Below are 17,562 nucleotides of genomic sequence, written 5' to 3'. Positions count from 1 at the left end.
CACGAAGGACGTCCGGGGAGACGGCGCGCCGTAGCCGTCGGGTTCGAGGAGGGCATGTGAACAACCATCGATTTCGTACGTTTCTGGTCTCTGGGCTGCTGATCCTCGCCGCGGCCGGCCGCGCCGGCGCCGCACCGTCGCTCTGCAACGGCGCGCCGAACGGCATCCTCGACGGAGACGAACAGTGCGAGTCCGGACCGTGCTGCACGGCCAAGTGCGAGCTGGCAAGCGAGTCCACGGTCTGTCGCACGAGCACGGATGCGGTCTGCGATCCGGCCGAGACGTGCGGCACGCAGGCGCCGGCCGCGGTGGCCGCCTGCCCGGCGGACGCCGCCGCCCCCAACGGCACGACCTGCAATGACGGCCTGTTCTGCACGGTTGGCGAAACCTGCACCGGCGGCGAGTGCGGAGGCGGCCAGGCGAACCCGTGCTCGGATGACAACTCGTGCACGGCCGATTCGTGCAGCGAGAACAACAACACCTGCAAGCATGACAAGGCGGCCGACGGCGCCTCCTGTAACGACGGCTCCGCATGCACGGTCGGCGACACCTGCTCGAACGGATTCTGCACCTCGGGCGAGTCTCGCGTGTGCGCCGATACGAACGCATGCACCGACGATTCGTGCGATCCGGACACCGGCGACTGCGTTTTCGCGAACAATACGGACCCGTGCGAGGACGGGCTCTTCTGCACGGCCGGAGACGCGTGCAGCGGCGGCGCGTGCGTCGGCGGCGCGGCGAGCGGATGCGATGACGGCGAAGGCTGCACGATCGACTCGTGCAACGAAGAGACCAACAGCTGCACGCACCAGACTGCCCCGGACGGAACCTCGTGCGAAGACGATTTCTTCTGCACGACCGGCGACACGTGCACGGGCGGCGTCTGCACGTCGGGACCTCCGTCGTCGTGCAACGACGACAACGACTGTACCAAGGACGCCTGCGACGAAGACACCAACGAATGCTCGCACAGCGCGACCAACAACCAGGGCCCGTGCTTCGACGGCTCGCTGTGCACGACCGACGACACGTGCCACAACGGCGTCTGCGAGGGCGGGCCGGCAAAATTCTGCATCGACGGCAACCCGTGCACCGACGACTCGTGCGACGAGACCACCGGCGACTGCGCGTTCACGAACATCGGCGGCCCGTGCTCGGACGGCCTGTTCTGCACGACCGGCGACACCTGCACGGCCGGAGTCTGCGTGCCGTCGGGCGTGAGCTGCGACGATGGCAATCCGTGCACGATCGATTCGTGCGACGAAGGGCTCGATACCTGCAGCAACGTCAACAGCAACGACCCGTGCGACGACGGCTTCTTCTGCACCGACGGTGATACCTGCAGCGGCGGATCGTGCGTTCCGGGGCCTGCCCGCAACTGCGGCGACGGCAACGCGTGCACCGACGACACCTGCAACGACACGACCGACGCGTGCGAGCACCAGAACAACACCGCGCCTTGCAGCGACGGCCTCGGTTGCACCACGGGCGACGTCTGTTCCGGCGGCGAGTGCACCGGAGCGCCGAAGGACTGCGGCGACGGCAACATCTGCACGACCGACTCGTGCTCGGAGCCGACCGGCCTCTGCAGCAACGTCAACAACACCGCGGCGTGCGACGACGGCGAATTCTGCACGTTCCCCGACGCGTGTGCGGCTGGTGCGTGCGTGCCGGGACCGCTGCGCAACTGCGACGACACCAACCAGTGCACGATCGACTCCTGCAACGAAGGCAGTAACGCGTGCGATCACGCGCCGACCACCGGCGAGTGCGATGACGGCCTGTTCTGCACCGAGAACGACGCGTGCAGCGGCGGCGTCTGCACCGGAACGCTGCGCAACTGCGCCGACGAGAACGGCTGCACGACCGACGCGTGCAACGACATCACCAACGAGTGCGACCATCTCGACAACACGGCGCCGTGCGACGACGGCGTGTTCTGCAACGGCAGCGACAGCTGCGCGGGCGGCAGCTGCAGCGTGCATCCCGGCGACCCGTGCGACGGTCCCGACGACGACTCCGACTGTACGGAAACCTGCAACGAGCAGGCCGCGGCCTGCTCGGCCTCCGATCCTGACCAGAGCGCGTGCAGCGACGGCAATTCGTGCACGGTCGGCGACCAGTGCGTGGCCGGTGTCTGCGTGAGCGGCGCGAGCGAAGGCGAGGGCTGCGTGCCGACGACCACGACGACGACGCTCGAGGCGACGACCACGACGACCATTCCGGGTGCGACAACGACGACGCTCGAGCCGGCCACGACGACGACGCTTGCCCCCGCGACGACGACGACGGTGGAAGGTGCCACGACGACGACCCTCGCCGGTGCGACCACGACGACCGTTGCGCCCGAGACGACGACGACCCTCGAAGCGGCGACCACCACGACGATCGCCGTCGTGACGACCACGACGCTCGTCAGCGGCACCACGACGACGACGCTCGAGAGCCCGCTGTGCGGCGACTTCACCGGCGACGGCGAGCTTACGGCAACGGACGCGCTCGGCGTACTGCGCGCGGCGACCGATCTCGAGGAGTGCGACCTGTCGGTCTGCGACTTCACAGGCGACAGCAAGATCACCGCGATCGATGCGCTCGCGGTGCTGCGTGCGTCGGTCGACCTGCCGTCGGACCCGAATTGTCCGGCGGCCGCGGTCGCTTCTGCGCTTGCGTCAACTGGTGCGCGGCGAGTCTGAACCGGCCGGAGCGAACGATGTCATCCTCTGGCGCAAAGAGCCCCGCGACGCGGGCAGAGCGGGTCGAGAAGCCATGGGGCTACGAGATCATCTGGGCGCACACCGGGCGCTACACGGGCAAGATCCTGCACATCAATGCAGGACACGCGCTGAGCTACCAGTTTCACCGCCAGAAGGAGGAGACGATCTACGTGCTGTCGGGCACGCTGCTCCTGCACTGGTCGGAAGACGACTCGCCGCCGCGCGTCGAGGAATACGGTCCGGGGATGGTATTTCACGTGCGCACGGGGCTCCGGCACCGCTTCGAAGCCACCGGCGACGTCGAGCTGCTCGAGGCATCGACGCCGGAGACCGACGACATCGTCCGCCTCGACGACCGCTACGGCCGCGCAACCTGAAGCGGACGTTGCCAGCGACGCGCCAGCGGTGCGGAACATCCAGATGACGCGCCGGCGCACGCGGAAGTTGCGATGACTCGCCGGCGCACCGCGGCCTGCGTCGTCACCGGCTTTCTCGGCAGCGGCAAGACCACGCTGCTTCGCGGCCTTCTCGAACGCGATCCCGCGCGCGATCGGATCGCGGTCATCGTCAACGAGCTCGGCGAGATCGGCATCGACGGGCGCGTGCTGACCGGCTTCGAGTTCATCGAAAACATCGTCGAGCTGTCTTCGGGCTGCGTGTGCTGCAGCATCGACGAGTATCGCTTCGACATGGCGGTCGAGGAGCTGGTCCGCCGCGTGGACCCGCGCCTCGTCGTGCTCGAGACGACCGGAGTCGCCGATCCGTGGCCGACGCTCGAACGGCTGCGGCGCTGCGGGCTCGGCGTGGACTCGGTGACTACGGTGGTCGACGCGACCGCATGGACCGTCGCGTGGCGCGTCAGCGCGACCGCGCGCCGCCAGATCGCAGCAGCGGATTTCATCGTGATCTCCAAGTGCGACCTTGCGGGCCCGGCAAAGCTGCGCCGGCTTCGCAAGCGGCTGGAGCGCTCCAACCCGAGGGCGATGGTGCTCGAGTCGTCCGGGGGCCGCGGGTTTTCCGGCTCCGCGCTGCTGCTCGCGACCAGCGCGGCGCGCGCGTCCGTCCGGCCGGACGCTGCCGAACCGGAGCTTGCGCAGCAACGCCGCGCCGCATCGGTCCATTCGCAGCATGACGCTGCCGCATCGGCCGAAGCGCAGCATGAGGCCGCCAATGCCGCAGGCGATGGGCATCATCTCGAAGACGAAGGCTTCGAGTCGCTGTCGTGGCGCACCGCCGCTGCCGTCGACCGCCCGGCGCTCGAGCGCGCGCTCGGTGCACTTCCGCGCGTGGTCCTTCGCGGCAAGGGATTCCTGCGAAGCGAGGCCGGAGCGCCCGGATATCTGTTCCAGCTCGTCTGCGGCCGCGTCGAAATCACCGGCTTCGAGCCGGGCGCGTCGTTCGGTCGCGGCGCAGAGGGCGTCTTCATCGGTCGCGGCATCCTTGCGATGCGCGAACAGATCCTGGCGCGCCTGGCCGAATGCGAGTCAGAGGCACGAGGCGACGACGACGCCGCGCGGCGTTGACCCGGAAGACCGACCGCGACTGCAGCCGCGGTGACGTCCCGGGTTGAGACGAGCGCTCCAACCGGGCAGGCTAGGCCGCAGATGGCTACCACCACGGACGCATCCAACGGGAACGGCAACGGCGGCTTCATCTCGAGCGGCCTCGACGAGGCGCTGCTGAGCTCCGGGAAGGTCTCCGGCGACGACCTTCGCAAGGTCAGGCGGTTCTCCGCCGAGAAGGGCGAGCGCGTCGAGCGCATGCTCGTCGACCTCGGCTTCCTGTCCGAAGACGACCTGCTGCCCATCCTCGCGAGCTACCACGGCGTGCCGATGGCGCGCGCGTCCGAAGTGCCCGACGAGCCGCCGGCCCTCGAGCACGTGTCGGTCGACTACATGCGCTCGCTCCGCATCCTTCCGATCTCGATCGTCGACGGCACGCTCCGGCTCGCGATGGCCGATCCCGGCGATACCGCGACCATCGAGGTGCTCGAGCAGGTGACCGGCCTCGTGGTCGATCCGGTGCTCGTGCGCCCGCGCGATCTTCTCGAGCGCTTCGAAACGATCTACGGCGAAGGCGAAACCGGCGGCGAGGGAGACAACGAAAGCGGCATCGAGATCCTTGCCGACGACGAAGCCGACGTCGAGCACCTGCGCGACATGGCGAGCGAAGCGCCCGTCATCCGCCTCGTCAACCAGACGCTGTCGCGCGCGGTCGAGCAGCGTGCGTCGGACATCCACGTCGAGCCGTTCGAGAACGAGCTGCGCGTGCGCTTCCGCATCGACGGCGTGCTGCACGACCAGGATCCGCCGCCGAGGAATCTTACGGCCGCGATCATCTCGCGCATCAAGCTGATGGCCAAGCTCAACATTGCCGAGCGCAGGCTTCCGCAGGACGGACGCATCAAGCTTCGCCTGGTCGGCCGCGAGATCGATCTTCGCGTCTCGAGCCTGCCGACGCTTTACGGCGAGAGCGTGGTGCTTCGAATCCTCGATCGCTCGAGCGTCGTCGTCGACCTCGGACGGCTCGGCATGCCGACCGACATCCTCGAGAACTTCTCGCACATGATCTCGCAGCCGCACGGCCTGATCCTGGTCACCGGGCCGACCGGCTCCGGCAAAACCACGACGCTTTACGGCGCGCTCGACAAGATCAATTCGCCCGAGCTCAAGATCATCACGATCGAGGATCCGGTCGAGTACCAGTTGCGCGGCGTCAACCAGATCCACGTCAAGGCGCAGATCGGTTTGTCGTTCGCGGCCGGTCTCCGCTCGATCGTGCGACAGGATCCGGACGTCATCATGGTCGGCGAAATCCGCGACGCCGAAACGGCGGAAATCGCGATCCAGGCCGCGCTGACCGGACACCTCGTGTTCTCGACGCTGCACACCAACGACGCGGCCGGCGCGATTTCGCGCCTTCTCGACATGGGCGTCGAAGACTACCTGCTCGCGTCGTCGCTGATCGGCGTGATGGCGCAGCGTCTCGTGCGCCGCGTGTGCTCGAAGTGCCGCCGCGCGATCGACGCGTCTCCGGAGTTCCTGAAGGAGCTCGGGCCGAAAGGAGCGGGCACGGTCGTCATCTACGAGTCGGAAGGCTGCAGCGAATGTGCCGGCACCGGCTATCTCGGTCGCGGCGGCATCTACGAGCTGCTCGTCTGCGACGACCAGATCCGCAACCTGATCGTCTCGCGCGCGACCGCCGATCGCATCAAGGCGGATGCGGTGTCGCGCGGCATGCGCACGCTGCGCATGGACGGTTTCTGGAAGGTCGCCGAAGGCATGACCACCGTCGGCGAAGTTCTGCGCGTTACCCAGGACCAGTACTGAAGCGGCCGGGCAGGACGCCGACCGTGCCTTGCGTTGCCGTCATTCCCGCCCGACGCGCCGAGCGGACGATCCGCCAGACGCTCGAATCGCTGCGGCTCGGCAACGCCGATTTCGTCGAGCGCGTGCTGGTCGTGACGTCGTCGGACGATCCGACGTGCGCGGTGGTGCGCGAGTGGGCGCGTCGCGACGCGCGCGTCGGGCTCGTGCTTTCGGATGCGGTGCGCAGCGCCGGCGCGGCACGCAACGACGGGCGCGAGGCCGTTCGGCGCAGTTACGGGCATGCTGCGCACGACGTCGAGCAAGACGTTGCACAGGATCGCGAGCGGCGCATCGAGCAGGATATCAAGAGGGATATCAAGAGGGATATCGAGCACGGCGTCACGCCGCTGCTGCTGTTCGTCGACGCCGACTGCCGTCTCGAGGCGGGCGGCGCCGCAAGGCTTGCGTCGGAGCTCGAGCGAAGCGCCGCCGCAGCCGTGACTCCGCGCATCGTCGGCACCCGCGGCCTGGTCGCGCGTGCGCGTCACATCCTCGAATTCAAGGAAGCCGCGTCGATGCGGACCGCGCCGTTCGCGTGGCTGCCTCCGTCGACCGTGATGCTGTGCCGGACGCACGCGTTCGACAGCGCCGGCGGATTTCCCGACCTGTGGCCGGGCGAAGACCTGGTCTTCACGCAGGCTCTGCGCGATGGCGGCGGCGTCGTGCGGCGAACATCGGACGTTGCCGCCGTGCACGATCATCCGCGCGGCGTCCTTGCGATGCTTCGCCATCAGTGGCGTCTCGGACGAACGGCAGCAATCGCGCGCAGGATGCGGCCCATGCCGGGCTCGGCGCTCGCAAAGAGCGCGCTTCTCGCGCCGCTTCTGTTTCCCGCGCGAACGATCCGCATCGCGCTGTGGCAGTTTCGCGAAGGGCCGGCGCCGCTCGCGTGGACGCTTGCGCTGTCGCCGCTTCTGCTTGCCGGACTGGCCGTCTGGACGAGCGCGTTCACGGCGCAGGTTGCCGCCGGTGTCGTGGGATCTGCGAGCGCGCCGGTTGATCGCTCGGCGGCAGTCGTTCGGCCCGGCGAGGCGGCCGCCGCGTGAGAGCCTGCGCCGCAACCGGCGAAGACTCCGGTTTCGACAGCAGCGCTCCTTCACTTCGGCGGGTCGCCGTGATCGTGCCCGTCTACAATGCGGTGTCCGCGGACCAGTCGCTGCTCGAGCGCTGCCTCGATGCGCTCGTCAACGCCGCGCCGGACTCCGCCACCGGGAAATCTTCCACGGAGATCGACTGCGGCATCGTCGTCGTCGACGACGGCAGCAGCGATGGAAGTGCCGATGTCGCGCAGCGCATCGAAAGCGCATCGGGAGGTCGGATCCGGCTCGTCCGCCTCGAGCGCAATCTCGGGTTTGCCGCCGCCGTCAATCGCGGCGCCGATGCTGCGCTTGCAGGCGATCACGCGCCCGACATCCTGGTGCTCGTCAATCAGGACTGCATCGTTTCGCCGGGATGGCTCTCGCCGCTGGTCTGCGCGCTCGACGACCCGGGTATCGCGGTGGCCGGCGCGACGCTGTTCGACAGCGACGGCAGGACGCTGCAGCACGCCGGTGCGCGCATCGAAGCCAACGGCCTGACGACGCATCTCGGACGCGGATCGCGCGATGCAGCCCGATGGCGCGAGGATCGCGACGTCGACTACGTGTGCGGTGCGCTGTTCGCGCTGCGCAGCCGGACGTGGCGCCGCTTCGGCCCGTTCGACGAGGGCTACGCGCCCGCGTATTTCGAGGAAGTGGACTTCTGCGCGGCGGCGAGGCGCGCCGGCCTGCGCGTCGTTTACGTCGCGGCGAGCGAAGCCCGCCATCTGGAGGCTTCGACCTGCGGCGCGGGTTCACCGATCTTTCTTGCGCGCTATCACAGAAGCCGCATGCGCTTCGTCGTGCGCCATCTGCTGACAGGACGCGCGAGCCTGCGATGGGTCGTCGCCGAGCTGTCGTGGCTTGCCGGCCTGCGCCGGTGGAGCGAGGCTGCTCCGGCTGTCCGCGCGTACGCGTCGATTCCGTCGCTGGTTCTCGAGCGGATGCGCGAAGGTGCATTGGCGCGGCGGACCGCATCGGCTCCTGCGGTGATGAGGACCGGGGCTTGAGTCGAATCCTCGTGATCGGAGTCGGCACGCCCGGCTTCCTCGAATCGCGCTTTCATGCCGGGCCGGGGCTTCGCAGCCAGCATTTCGCGGCTGCGCTCGCCCGCGAAGGCCACGACGTGCTTCTGCTCGCGGTGCTTGCCGGGCACGACCCGCGCGAAACCGACCACGCCGGAAAGCGGCAGACGGTCTACGCTCCCGGTGCGCAGCCGATCGACGTCGAGCTCGTCCGCGAGCAGGACCTGCTGCAGCCGGCGATGCGGCGTCGCATCGAAGCGTTCGCACCGGACGGCGTCGTCGGTGTGACGGTCTACGCCGCGGCGCTTGCCGCGCGCCTGCGGCTCGAAGCGCCGCTGTGGGCGGACGTCTTCGGCGACATCATGGCCGAGGCCCAGGCGAAGGCCGCGCGAACCGGAAGCGACTGGTCGATCGTGCATTTCTGGACGCTGCTCGGGCCGGTGCTCGAATCGGCCGACCGCTTCTCGGCCGTCTCCGGTGCGCAGGCGTTCGCGCTGATCGGCCAGCTCGGGCTCGCCGGACGCCTGTCGCTGCGCACGGCCGGCGAAGAGCTGGTGGCGACGATTCCGTGCGCCGCCGAGCCGCCGCCGGTGCGCGCCGATCGCCGGGCGGCGCGGCGCGATCTCGCGTTCGACGACGAAGACTTCGTGCTGCTGCTCTCGGGCGGCGTCAACACGTGGTGCGACGTCGAAACGATCGCGTCGGGCATCGCGCAGGCGTTCGCGATCGAGCCGCGGCTTCGCGTGGTCGTCACCGGCGGTGCGATTCCGGGTCACGACGAAGCCAGCCATGCGGCGCTTGCCGCCGGCCTGGGCGCCCTCGGCCCTGCGAATCCGCCCGCAGCGAACCGCACCGGGCGCGTGGAAGAAGAGGCCGCGTCGCGCGTGCGCATCCTCGGCTGGATCGATCGTGCGGATCTCGCCGGAGTGTATGCGGCGTGCGATCTCGCGCTGCACATCGAGCGTCCGATGTACGAGCGCACGCTCGGGGCCGAAAATCGTGTCGTCGAGTGGCTTGCCCACGGCTTGCCGCTGGTCACCACGGCGCTCAGCGAGACGACTGCCGATCTCGCGCGCCGCGGGATCGCGTTTTCGTGCAAGCCTGGCGATGCATCCGACCTCGCAACCGAGATTGTTCGTCTCGCGCATGAGCCGGAGCTACTGCAGCAGGCAGCACGTCGTGGGCGCGATTGGGTCGAAACGGAACGCGGATACTCGCGCACCGCCCGTCCGCTGATCGAATGGTGCGCGGCGCCGCACGCCGCGCGCGATCGCGACGGCGCACGACTGATCCGTCTCGGCCTGCTGTCGCATCCGGAAACCAGCGTCGACCTGCTCGAAGCCTACGTTGCCGGCCTGCCGGTGCGCGAGCTCGCCCGGCGAGGCGTGCGCTGGGTCTGGCAGCGCGCATGGAGCGCGACGTCACGATCATTTGCCGCCGCATCCCGGACGGTTCTGCAGCGACTCCGCGCCGGTCGCAGCGACGCGTCCAAGGTCCGCTTGCCGTCACTCGTCGCGCTTCTGGCGGCGGCCTTCTCGCTGACTGCCAGCGGCTGCAACGGAGGCTCGCAGACGCAGACGATCGAACATCCGAACATCCTGCTGATCTCGATCGATACGCTGCGCGCCGATCATCTTGGCGTGTACGGTTATCGCGTGGTGCCGTCGCCGACGCCGTCGATCGACCGGCTCGCGGCCGCGGGCGTCGTTTTCGAGCACGCGATCTCGAGCGCACCCGAAACCGCGCCGGCCGTCGCGACGTTGCTGACCGGCGTCTACCAGGACCGCCACAACGTCGTGTTCAACCGTGCGCATCTCGGCGACGAAAGCATCACGCTTGCCGAACGGCTCAAGGAAGCCGGCTACGCGACGCGCGCGTTCGTCGCCAACTGGATCGTCGATCCGGATCATGGTTTCGGCCAGGGCTTCGATTCGGTCGAGATGATTCCGGGAGCGATCCCGGGCGCAGCGCTCGCGTATCCGAGCAGCGACGATCGTCTGGCTGCAACCGTCGCAGGCTTCCTGCGCACGCCGCCGGCGTCGCCGTGGTTCGCGTGGGTGCACATGATGGATCCGCATGGCCCGTACAATTCGGCGTCGCCGTGGTGGAGCAGGGATTTCGACTACAAGGATGCGCCGCCCGCGCGCGACGGTGAGTTTGCGGTCTCCGACAGCAACTTCGGGCTCGGCGTGATTCCGGCGTACCAGAAGCTCGAAGGCGCGAAGACGCTGTCGGACTACGTGCGCCGCTACGACGGCGAGATCCGTTACACCGATACGCAGCTCGGCTGGATCCTCGCGGCGCTCGCGGCGAGCGATGCGTCCGGCGAGACGATCGTGGTCGTGACCGCCGATCACGGCGAGAGCCTCGTCGAGCACGACGAGCTGCTCCAGCACGGATGGTTCGCGTACGACCCCACGGTGCGCGTTCCGCTCGTCATCGCATGGCCGGGCGGAGCGGCGCGGCCCGGTGGCGCGGCGCCGAAACGCGTCGCGGACGAAGCGTGCAGCGTCGACATCGTGCCGACGCTGCTCGACCTTGCGGGCGCTGCGGCCGGCGAGGATCTCGACGGCCGCTCGCTTGCGTCCGAGCTCGGCTTTGCGGCGCACCCGGCGTCTTCCCACGCCGGCGAGCTGCGCGGCGCCGGATGCTACGCTGTCGGTCCGCGCCCGAATCATCCGATCGCGCTGCGCACGTCGAAGCTCAAGGCCATCGTGACGCCGGCCGGCGCACCGACCGATCCGCGCACGCCGAAAGGCGAGCGTTCGAGCGAGCCCGAACGCGTCGAGCTCTACGACCTCACGGCCGATCCGTCCGAAAACGAGAACATCGCCACATCCCGAATGGACGTGGTCGAACAGATGAAACCGGAAATCGAAAAGCTGCGTGCACGATTTCGCGCCAACGGCTGGCGCTGGTAAGGTCCGCTCCGCGCATCGCGCGGGTTCTCCACGACATGGCAAAGCGAAATCGCGTTCTCGTCATCGGGCTCGACGGCGCTCCGTTTCCGCTGCTCTCGAAATGGGCATCGGAAGGGCGGCTGCCGACGCTCGCCGGACTGCTCCGGCGCGGCGTAGGCGGCATCATGCACTCGACCATGCCGCCGACGTCCGGACCGGCGTGGACGTCGTTCTCGACCGGCATGAATCCCGGCCGCACCGGCGTCTACGACTTTCTCTACCGCCGCGCCGGCAGCTACGTATTCCCGCCGGTCAACGCGAGCATGCGCAGCGGGCGCACGCTGTGGAGGCTGCTCTCGGATGCCGGCCTCAAGGTCGGTGTCGTCAACGTGCCGATCTCGTATCCCGTCGAGCCCGTCGAAGGCACGTTCATCAGCGGCTGGATGACGCCGTACTTCGCGAAGGACTACACGTGGCCGCCGACGCTCGCCGCCGAGATCGAAAGCAAAGTCGGCGACTACCGGATCTATCCGTCGGAGACGTACTCGGAGCGCGGTCGCAAGGCGTTCTTCGACGCGTGCGACGAGCTGCTCGAGCTGCTGACGCGCACGAACCTCTACCTGATGGAGCGCGACGACTGGGATTTCTTCATGACGGTCTACTTCGACGTGGACCGCATCCTGCACCAGCTCTGGCATGCATTGGACCCCCAGCACCCGTGGCACAAGGGCAGGGACGTTGCGGGCCGCGCCGCGCTCGAAGCGCAGGTGCTGCGGTGGTTCGAGCGCCTCGACGCCGACATCGCGCGCGTGATCGCAAAAGCCGGCGACGACGTGACCGTGCTGATGATGAGCGACCACGGCATGGGACGTGCGTCGCGCTTCGTGGTGCTGAACAACCTGCTGCTCGAGCTCGGCTATCTTCAGCTCGACCAGGATCCGGCCACGCGCATGAAGGCGTTCGCGCTCCGCCACGGCCTCAGCCTTCGCAACGTCCATCGCATCGTCGACCGCCTCGGCGTCGCCAAGCATGCCGAGTACAAGAACGTCTACTCGTTCGATTCGGTGCTCAAGCGCATGTTCCTGTCGTTCCACAACGTCGACTGGAGCCGGAGCCGCGCGTACTCGTTCGGCCGCCACTACGGATCGCTGTTTCTCAACATGCAGGGAAGGGAGCCGCACGGCAGCGTTGCGCCGGCCGACTACGAGCGCACGCGCGACGAGATCGCGGAGAAGCTTCTCGCATGGCGCGATCCCGAGCTCGGGCGGCCGCTGATCTCACGTGCCATCCGGCGTGAAGAGATCTGGCACGGCCCGCGCATCGAGGAAGCTCCCGATCTGATCCTGCTGCCCGAGGACGACGGCGACATCTTCTACGGTCTTTCCGATTTCGGCTCATCGCGGATCTGGGACGAAACCTATCGCTACTCCGGCATGCATCGTGACAACGGACTGCTGGTTGCCGCGGGGCCGAACGTGCGAAGGCCGGACGCCGCGTCCGTGCCGGCGCCGTTCCCCGGCGCTTCGATCATCGATCTGGCGCCTACGATTCTTTATCTGCTGGACCAGGAGATTCCGGACGACATGGACGGCCAGGTGCTGACGTCCATCCTCGACCCGGAGCTCGTCCGCACGCGCCCGATCCGTCGCGGCGCCGGCGGAAGCGATGCCGGCCGCGGTCCTCTCCAGGAATACTCCGCCGAAGAAGAGGCCGAGGTCATGCAGCGACTGCGCGACCTCGGCTATCTGAACTGAGAAGCGGCCTTGATGCAGGCGATCGCCATTGTGCTGCTCGTGGTGCTCGCGTGGCTGCCCGGGGCGATTCTTCATCGCGTCTTCCAGGTCGCGCGCGGGCCGTGGGGAACCGGGGTGCTCGCGGTCGAAGCGGCCCTGTCGCTCGCGTTGCTGTCGCTCGTGCTGCTTCCGGTTTACGTCAGCGGAGCGCCGGTCGCTGCGGCGACGATTGCCGCGGGCGCGGGACTCGCCGTGCTGCTCGTCGCGGCCATCCGGCGCACGGCGCGCGATCCCGAAAGCCTGCTCCGGGACGAAGACGCATCGACGCCGGAGATCGTATGCTTCGCGCTTGCGATCGCCGTGCTGCTGCCGGCCACGCTCCGCTACAGCGGCGCGAACGTGGACGACTGGTGGGATCTGTCGTTCGTCAGCGGCTGGATTTCGGGCGGGCATTTCGACTTCGCGCAGTTGGCGCTGTCGCCGGATCCGCAGACCAACGCTTCGGCGGTGCATCCTCGTTTCCTGTGGAGCGTCTGGCTGATGCTGCAGGCACTCGTCGCGTCGCTTTCCGGCGAGCCCGCATGGAAGATCCAGGCCGGTCCGCTCGCCGGATTCACGTGTGTGATGGTGGTGTCGGCGCAGGCGGCGCTTGCGCGTGCGCTGTTCGGCCACCGCGCGCGTGCGCGCCAGCTCGCGACGGCCACCGTCGTGATGACCGCCGCATGGATCTGGGGCACGGATGCGCTGCCGCTGTTCGTGCGCGGCTACCAGGACAAGCTGGTCGCCGCGTTCGTGCTGGCGCCGGTGCTGATTGCCGTCGTTCTCGATTCGAGCCTGCGCGAAGACGACTACGACGTAGAGCCGACCGACCGGCGGCCGGCCGCGCTTGCGGTCGCATGCATCGCGCTCGCCACGGTCTCCGTGCACAGCCTCGTCTACACGATGGCAATGTTCGTGTGCGCCGTTGCCGTGCTCGCGCGTCTCGGCGTCGAGACACCGGCGTGGCTGCGGCGCAATGCGGGCGTTGCCGTCGCACTCGCGGTGGCGGCGCTTTATCCGCTCGCCCAGGCGCTGATTCTCTCTTCGACGTTCGGGGAACAGGGAATTTCGCTCGCGACGCGCGACAACCCGGTCGTGCGCGCGCACCTTTCGCTCAACCGTCTGCTCGGCGACGTCGGGCCGGGATGGATCGTGCATCCCGGCGCGGCGTTCGGGCCGGTCTCGCTGTTTGTCGTCGTCGCGCTCGTGATCGCGTGGCGCCGGCGTCGCTACGACGATTCGGCGCGCATGCTGCTGGCAACGACGGTCGTTCCGGCGCTTCTGCTGTTCGTACCGGGCCTCGCCGCACTGGCTGGAAAGCTCTGGGTGCCGTGGATGCTCTACCGGCTCGGATGGCTGGTGCCGGTCGCGCCGGCACTCGGTTATGCGGCGGTCTTCCTGGTCGTCGACGCGCGCCGGCGCGAGCGGCCGCTCGCTGCGGGCCTGTTCGTCGCATCGGTTGTGATCGTGGCCGCGGCCACCGCCGGCGACCGGCTCAGGCGCGACATGCACGAGCATCCCGCGCCGCCGCCGGGAGCGCCGACCGCGTCCGCGCTTCGCGTTTACGAGTTTCTCGCCTCGCAGCCGGGCCGCAGCGCCGTGCTCGCGCCGCCGAATTTTTCCGAGCTGGTGCCTGCGATTTCGGGCAAGCCGGTCGTCGCGTTCTCCGAACGCGGCACGCTGGTTTTTTCGACCGGCGAACGCGGCGCGTACGAGCGTCTTCGCGATCGTGCGACGTTCTTTGCGAGGACCACCAGCCTGATCGAGCGCGATCGCATCGCACACCACTACGGCGTGCGCTGGGCAGTGCTGCCGCGCACGCTCGTTTCGAGCAGCAACGAGCGCGCATGGATGGCGCGCTTCGGTCCCGAAGCGTTCTCCGCCGCGCGCGCCGCGGATCGGGACTCCGAGGTTCGCTGCGCTGCGGGCACGCCGGGTTGCAGCGGCACGTGGTGGAGCCGTACGCCCGCGAGCGCGCGTGCGGGCCTGACCGGTGCGTGGTCGATCGTTCTCGAAACGCGCGACTATTTCGTCGCGGAGCTCGAGCCCGGACGCGAGAACGCGCTGCCGCGCGCGCAGCCTCCGCCGGAAGGCGATGCGTCGTCGCTGCCGTGGCTTCGCCCGTTCGCACTGACGGCGCCCGAAGTCATGCCCGAGCCCGCCGGCATTCTCGCAAGCGCCGCCGACGCTCCCGGCGCGATCGTTTCGTACGACGTGCCGCCGCGGTTCGTGCAGCCGGCGCCTCTTCCGATCTGGCTCGAAGGACCTTCGCCGTGGGAAGACGTTCCCGCCGACGTCATGATCACACTCGACGCCGGGGTTGCGTGCCGCTTTTCGGCGGTGGCCGTCATTCCCCATCTTCCGCACGAGCGCCGCGACGTCCTCGAGATCGCCGTCGACGATCGCGTGGTGCGAGCGGCCGCCCATCACGGCGTGCCGGTCGTAGTCGGCGTCGACGCGTCGACCGAGCGCTCGAGCATCGCCGTTCGCGTGCGATCGCTGATCGGCAGTCCGGTTTCGCTGGCGGATGTGCGCGTGCTCGGAGACCGTTCGACGTGCGCAGCGGGCTGGCCGTCGGTGCGCACCGCACGAACGCCGCAGCTGGAAGTTCCCACTACCGATCTGCTCGCGCTTGCGGCTGCGTTGCCGGCGAGCGGCCGGCCGCTGGTCGCGCTGGCATCGACCGCACTTCGCGACCGCGGCGGCGACGCCGATATTCCGCTGTTCGAGGAAGCGACCGTGCGCGAGCCGGCGCTCGCCGAAGCATGGCTCGATCTCGGCTTTGCCAAGGACCGTCGCGCCGAGGCCCTGGCCGCAAGCGGCGACGCCGATGGTGCGAAAGCCACGCGCAAGGCGGCGCGCGCAGCGTTTCGCGCCGCGGTGCGCGCCGATTCGCACAGTGCGTGGGCCGTGGGCGCGGCGGCGTGGTCGGACCGGCGCGCAGGACATCCGCTCGCGGCGATCTGGAAAGCACTCGGCGCCGCCAGCATCGATCCGTTGTACGGCGACTCGTGGACGATCATCGCGTATGCGTTGAGCGATCTTCATCTCCCGTCGCTCGCGGAGAAATCACTCGCACTTGCGCAGAAGGACGATGCCGATCGCAACTGGCCGGTGCTGGCGCGGGCTGACATCGCGATCGCGATCGCCCGCCGCGGCTCGAGCGGCGCCCACGATGCGATCGAAGCCGCACGCACCGCGCTTCGCGTGTGGATTCGCGATCATCCGTTCGACCAGGCGGCGCGCGACAAGATCTCGGAGCTCGCCGCCGTCGATCGCGAGCAGTTGCCCGCCGTCCGGCAGCCGGCCACCGTCGAGCAGCGGCAAAGCGGCGAGCAGAGGCAGAGTTCCGAGCAGCAGCACAGTGACGGACGGCCCGACAGGTGAGCGCGCTCGCGCTTGCCGATGTCGTGATCGTCGGGCCCGCGCCGCCGCTGCGGGGAGGAATTTCGCAGCACACGGCGCGCCTCGTCGAAGCGCTCCACGCCGAGGGGCTTTCGGCAGCGGCGGTTTCATACCGGCGGCTCTATCCCGCGTTGTTGTTTCCCGGGCGCAGCCAGCGATCCGGCACGCACGTGCCGCCGTGGTGCGAAGAGATGCTCGACGTGCTGCGCCCCGCCAGCTGGTTCGAGTTGAGGCGGCTGCTCGCGGCGTCGCGCGCGCTCGTCGTGCTGCAGTGGTGGCATCCGGTCGTGGCGCCGGCGCTCTTCGTGGCAACGGCCGGCATCGATCGGCAACGGCTGGTTGCGATCTGTCACAACGCGCTGCCGCATGAGCCGGTCGCTGGTTCGGCGGTTGCTGCCCGCGCCGTGCTTGGCCGATGCGGCCGGATCGTTTTCCACAGCGAGTCGGAACGGCAGGCCGCACGGGCGCTCCTCGGCCGGAAGACCGGCCCGAGCGCTTCGGACCGCCGTCAGCTCCTCGAAGTGGTCCCGCTGCCGTGTCTGCTCCCGGAAGGCCTTCTCGACGCGGTCGCAGCTCGGGCGGCGAGGTCCGCGCCGGATCGGATGCGCACGACAGGGGACATGAAACAGACAACAGAGGATGAGGCCGGGCTGCCGGAGCTCGACGACCTTCCCCCGTCGAGGCGCATCGTCGCGGCCGCCGGTCACACGCGGTCGTACAAGGGAACGGCTGTTCTTCTGCAGGCCTGGAAAGCCGCCTGGCGCCCGGCCGATGCGGTTCTCGTCGTCGCCGGCGAATCGTACCTCGCCGGCCGCGAACGCCGCGAAGTGCGGAAGATCGCCGATGTGGATGCGACGATTCGCATTGTAGACCGGTATCTTGAAGACCAGGAGCTCGTGTCATTCCTTAGCAGAGCCGAGGTCCTCGTGCTGGCCCATGTCGCGGCGTCACAGAGCGGACTCGTACCGATCGCCCGGTCGCTGGGGGTGCCGTGCATCGTCAGCGATGCCGGAGGCCTGCCCGAACAGATCGGCCCGGAGGGCGAGGGCAACGAAGTCGTGCCGCGCGGCGACGCCGCTGGACTGGCACATGCGCTCGAACGCCGGCTCGCCGGCGCTGCTCCTGCGGTATCGTCTCGCAAAGCGTCCCGTCTTCACGCGCTGGATCGGGCGGAAGGCGCTTTTCGGGCCGGCTGGCGGCAAGTGGTTGAAGCAATCGGAATCGCCGATCGTCCATGACCCGCCGTGACCCGATTGTGGCAGACACTGACGGCACGCGTTCGTGCGAGCGGGCCGCGTGGCC

The 17,562-nt window shown here is 68.8% G+C and carries 10 protein-coding genes; all 10 read left to right on the top strand.

Annotation, left to right across the window (positions count from 1 at the left end):
- Nucleotides 1-56 precede the first annotated feature (56 nt).
- The 10 genes from VN634_18040 (at nucleotide 57) to VN634_17995 (ending at nucleotide 17,498) form a co-directional block, all read left to right on the top strand.
- Complete coding sequence (locus VN634_18040) at nucleotides 57-2,693, top strand: dockerin type I domain-containing protein (GenBank protein ID HXC52791.1); 2,637 nt, start codon at nucleotides 57-59, stop codon at nucleotides 2,691-2,693.
- A gap of 17 nt (nucleotides 2,694-2,710) precedes the next feature.
- The gene (locus tag VN634_18035; GenBank protein ID HXC52790.1) at nucleotides 2,711-3,091 is read left to right on the top strand and encodes a cupin domain-containing protein; all 381 of its coding nucleotides are present in this window, start codon (nucleotides 2,711-2,713) and stop codon (nucleotides 3,089-3,091) included.
- A gap of 72 nt (nucleotides 3,092-3,163) precedes the next feature.
- Nucleotides 3,164-4,237, top strand: coding sequence for a GTP-binding protein (locus VN634_18030; GenBank protein ID HXC52789.1), 1,074 nt, complete (start codon nucleotides 3,164-3,166; stop codon nucleotides 4,235-4,237).
- 81 nt (nucleotides 4,238-4,318) lie between these two features.
- Nucleotides 4,319-6,043 carry a type II secretion system ATPase GspE gene (gspE, locus tag VN634_18025; protein ID HXC52788.1) on the top strand — a complete coding sequence of 575 codons (1,725 nt, stop codon included), beginning with the start codon at nucleotides 4,319-4,321 and terminating at the stop codon, nucleotides 6,041-6,043.
- Nucleotides 6,044-6,066: 23 nt separating this feature from the next.
- Nucleotides 6,067-7,128 carry a glycosyltransferase family A protein gene (locus VN634_18020; GenBank protein ID HXC52787.1) on the top strand — a complete coding sequence of 354 codons (1,062 nt, stop codon included), beginning with the start codon at nucleotides 6,067-6,069 and terminating at the stop codon, nucleotides 7,126-7,128.
- A complete protein-coding gene (locus tag VN634_18015; protein ID HXC52786.1) occupies nucleotides 7,125-8,168 on the top strand; it encodes a glycosyltransferase family 2 protein in 1,044 nt (347 codons plus the stop codon). The genes VN634_18020 and VN634_18015 overlap by 4 nt, the downstream gene beginning before the upstream one ends.
- On the top strand, nucleotides 8,165-11,104 hold the full coding sequence (locus tag VN634_18010; GenBank protein HXC52785.1) for a sulfatase-like hydrolase/transferase: 2,940 nt from the start codon (nucleotides 8,165-8,167) through the stop codon (nucleotides 11,102-11,104). The genes VN634_18015 and VN634_18010 overlap by 4 nt, the downstream gene beginning before the upstream one ends.
- Before the next feature lie 35 nt (nucleotides 11,105-11,139).
- Nucleotides 11,140-12,837: an alkaline phosphatase family protein gene (locus VN634_18005; protein HXC52784.1), complete on the top strand. Its 1,698-nt coding sequence runs from the start codon at nucleotides 11,140-11,142 to the stop codon at nucleotides 12,835-12,837.
- A 12-nt stretch (nucleotides 12,838-12,849) separates the two neighbouring features.
- A complete protein-coding gene (locus tag VN634_18000; protein ID HXC52783.1) occupies nucleotides 12,850-16,242 on the top strand; it encodes a DUF6077 domain-containing protein in 3,393 nt (1,130 codons plus the stop codon).
- Complete coding sequence (locus VN634_17995) at nucleotides 16,239-17,498, top strand: glycosyltransferase family 4 protein (protein HXC52782.1); 1,260 nt, start codon at nucleotides 16,239-16,241, stop codon at nucleotides 17,496-17,498. The genes VN634_18000 and VN634_17995 overlap by 4 nt, the downstream gene beginning before the upstream one ends.
- Nucleotides 17,499-17,562 lie beyond the last annotated feature (64 nt).

It is taken from the genome of Candidatus Limnocylindrales bacterium (assembly GCA_035571835.1).
In the GTDB taxonomy this organism is placed as follows: domain Bacteria; phylum Desulfobacterota; class Binatia; order UBA1149; family CAITLU01; genus DATNBU01.
Note: the sequence above shows the minus strand (reverse complement) of the source record. Positions and strands in the feature narration are given on the sequence as shown.

Excerpts from the sequence above, each read along its gene's own strand:
- VN634_18030 (HXC52789.1), top strand. The coding sequence starts at position 3,164 with ATGACTCGCCGGCGCACCGCGGCCTGCGTCGTCACCGGCTTTCTCGGC.
- VN634_18005 (HXC52784.1), top strand. The coding sequence starts at position 11,140 with ATGGCAAAGCGAAATCGCGTTCTCGTCATCGGGCTCGACGGCGCTCCG.
- VN634_18000 (HXC52783.1), top strand. The coding sequence starts at position 12,850 with ATGCAGGCGATCGCCATTGTGCTGCTCGTGGTGCTCGCGTGGCTGCCC.
- gspE (HXC52788.1), top strand. The coding sequence starts at position 4,319 with ATGGCTACCACCACGGACGCATCCAACGGGAACGGCAACGGCGGCTTC.
- VN634_18035 (HXC52790.1), top strand. The coding sequence starts at position 2,711 with ATGTCATCCTCTGGCGCAAAGAGCCCCGCGACGCGGGCAGAGCGGGTC.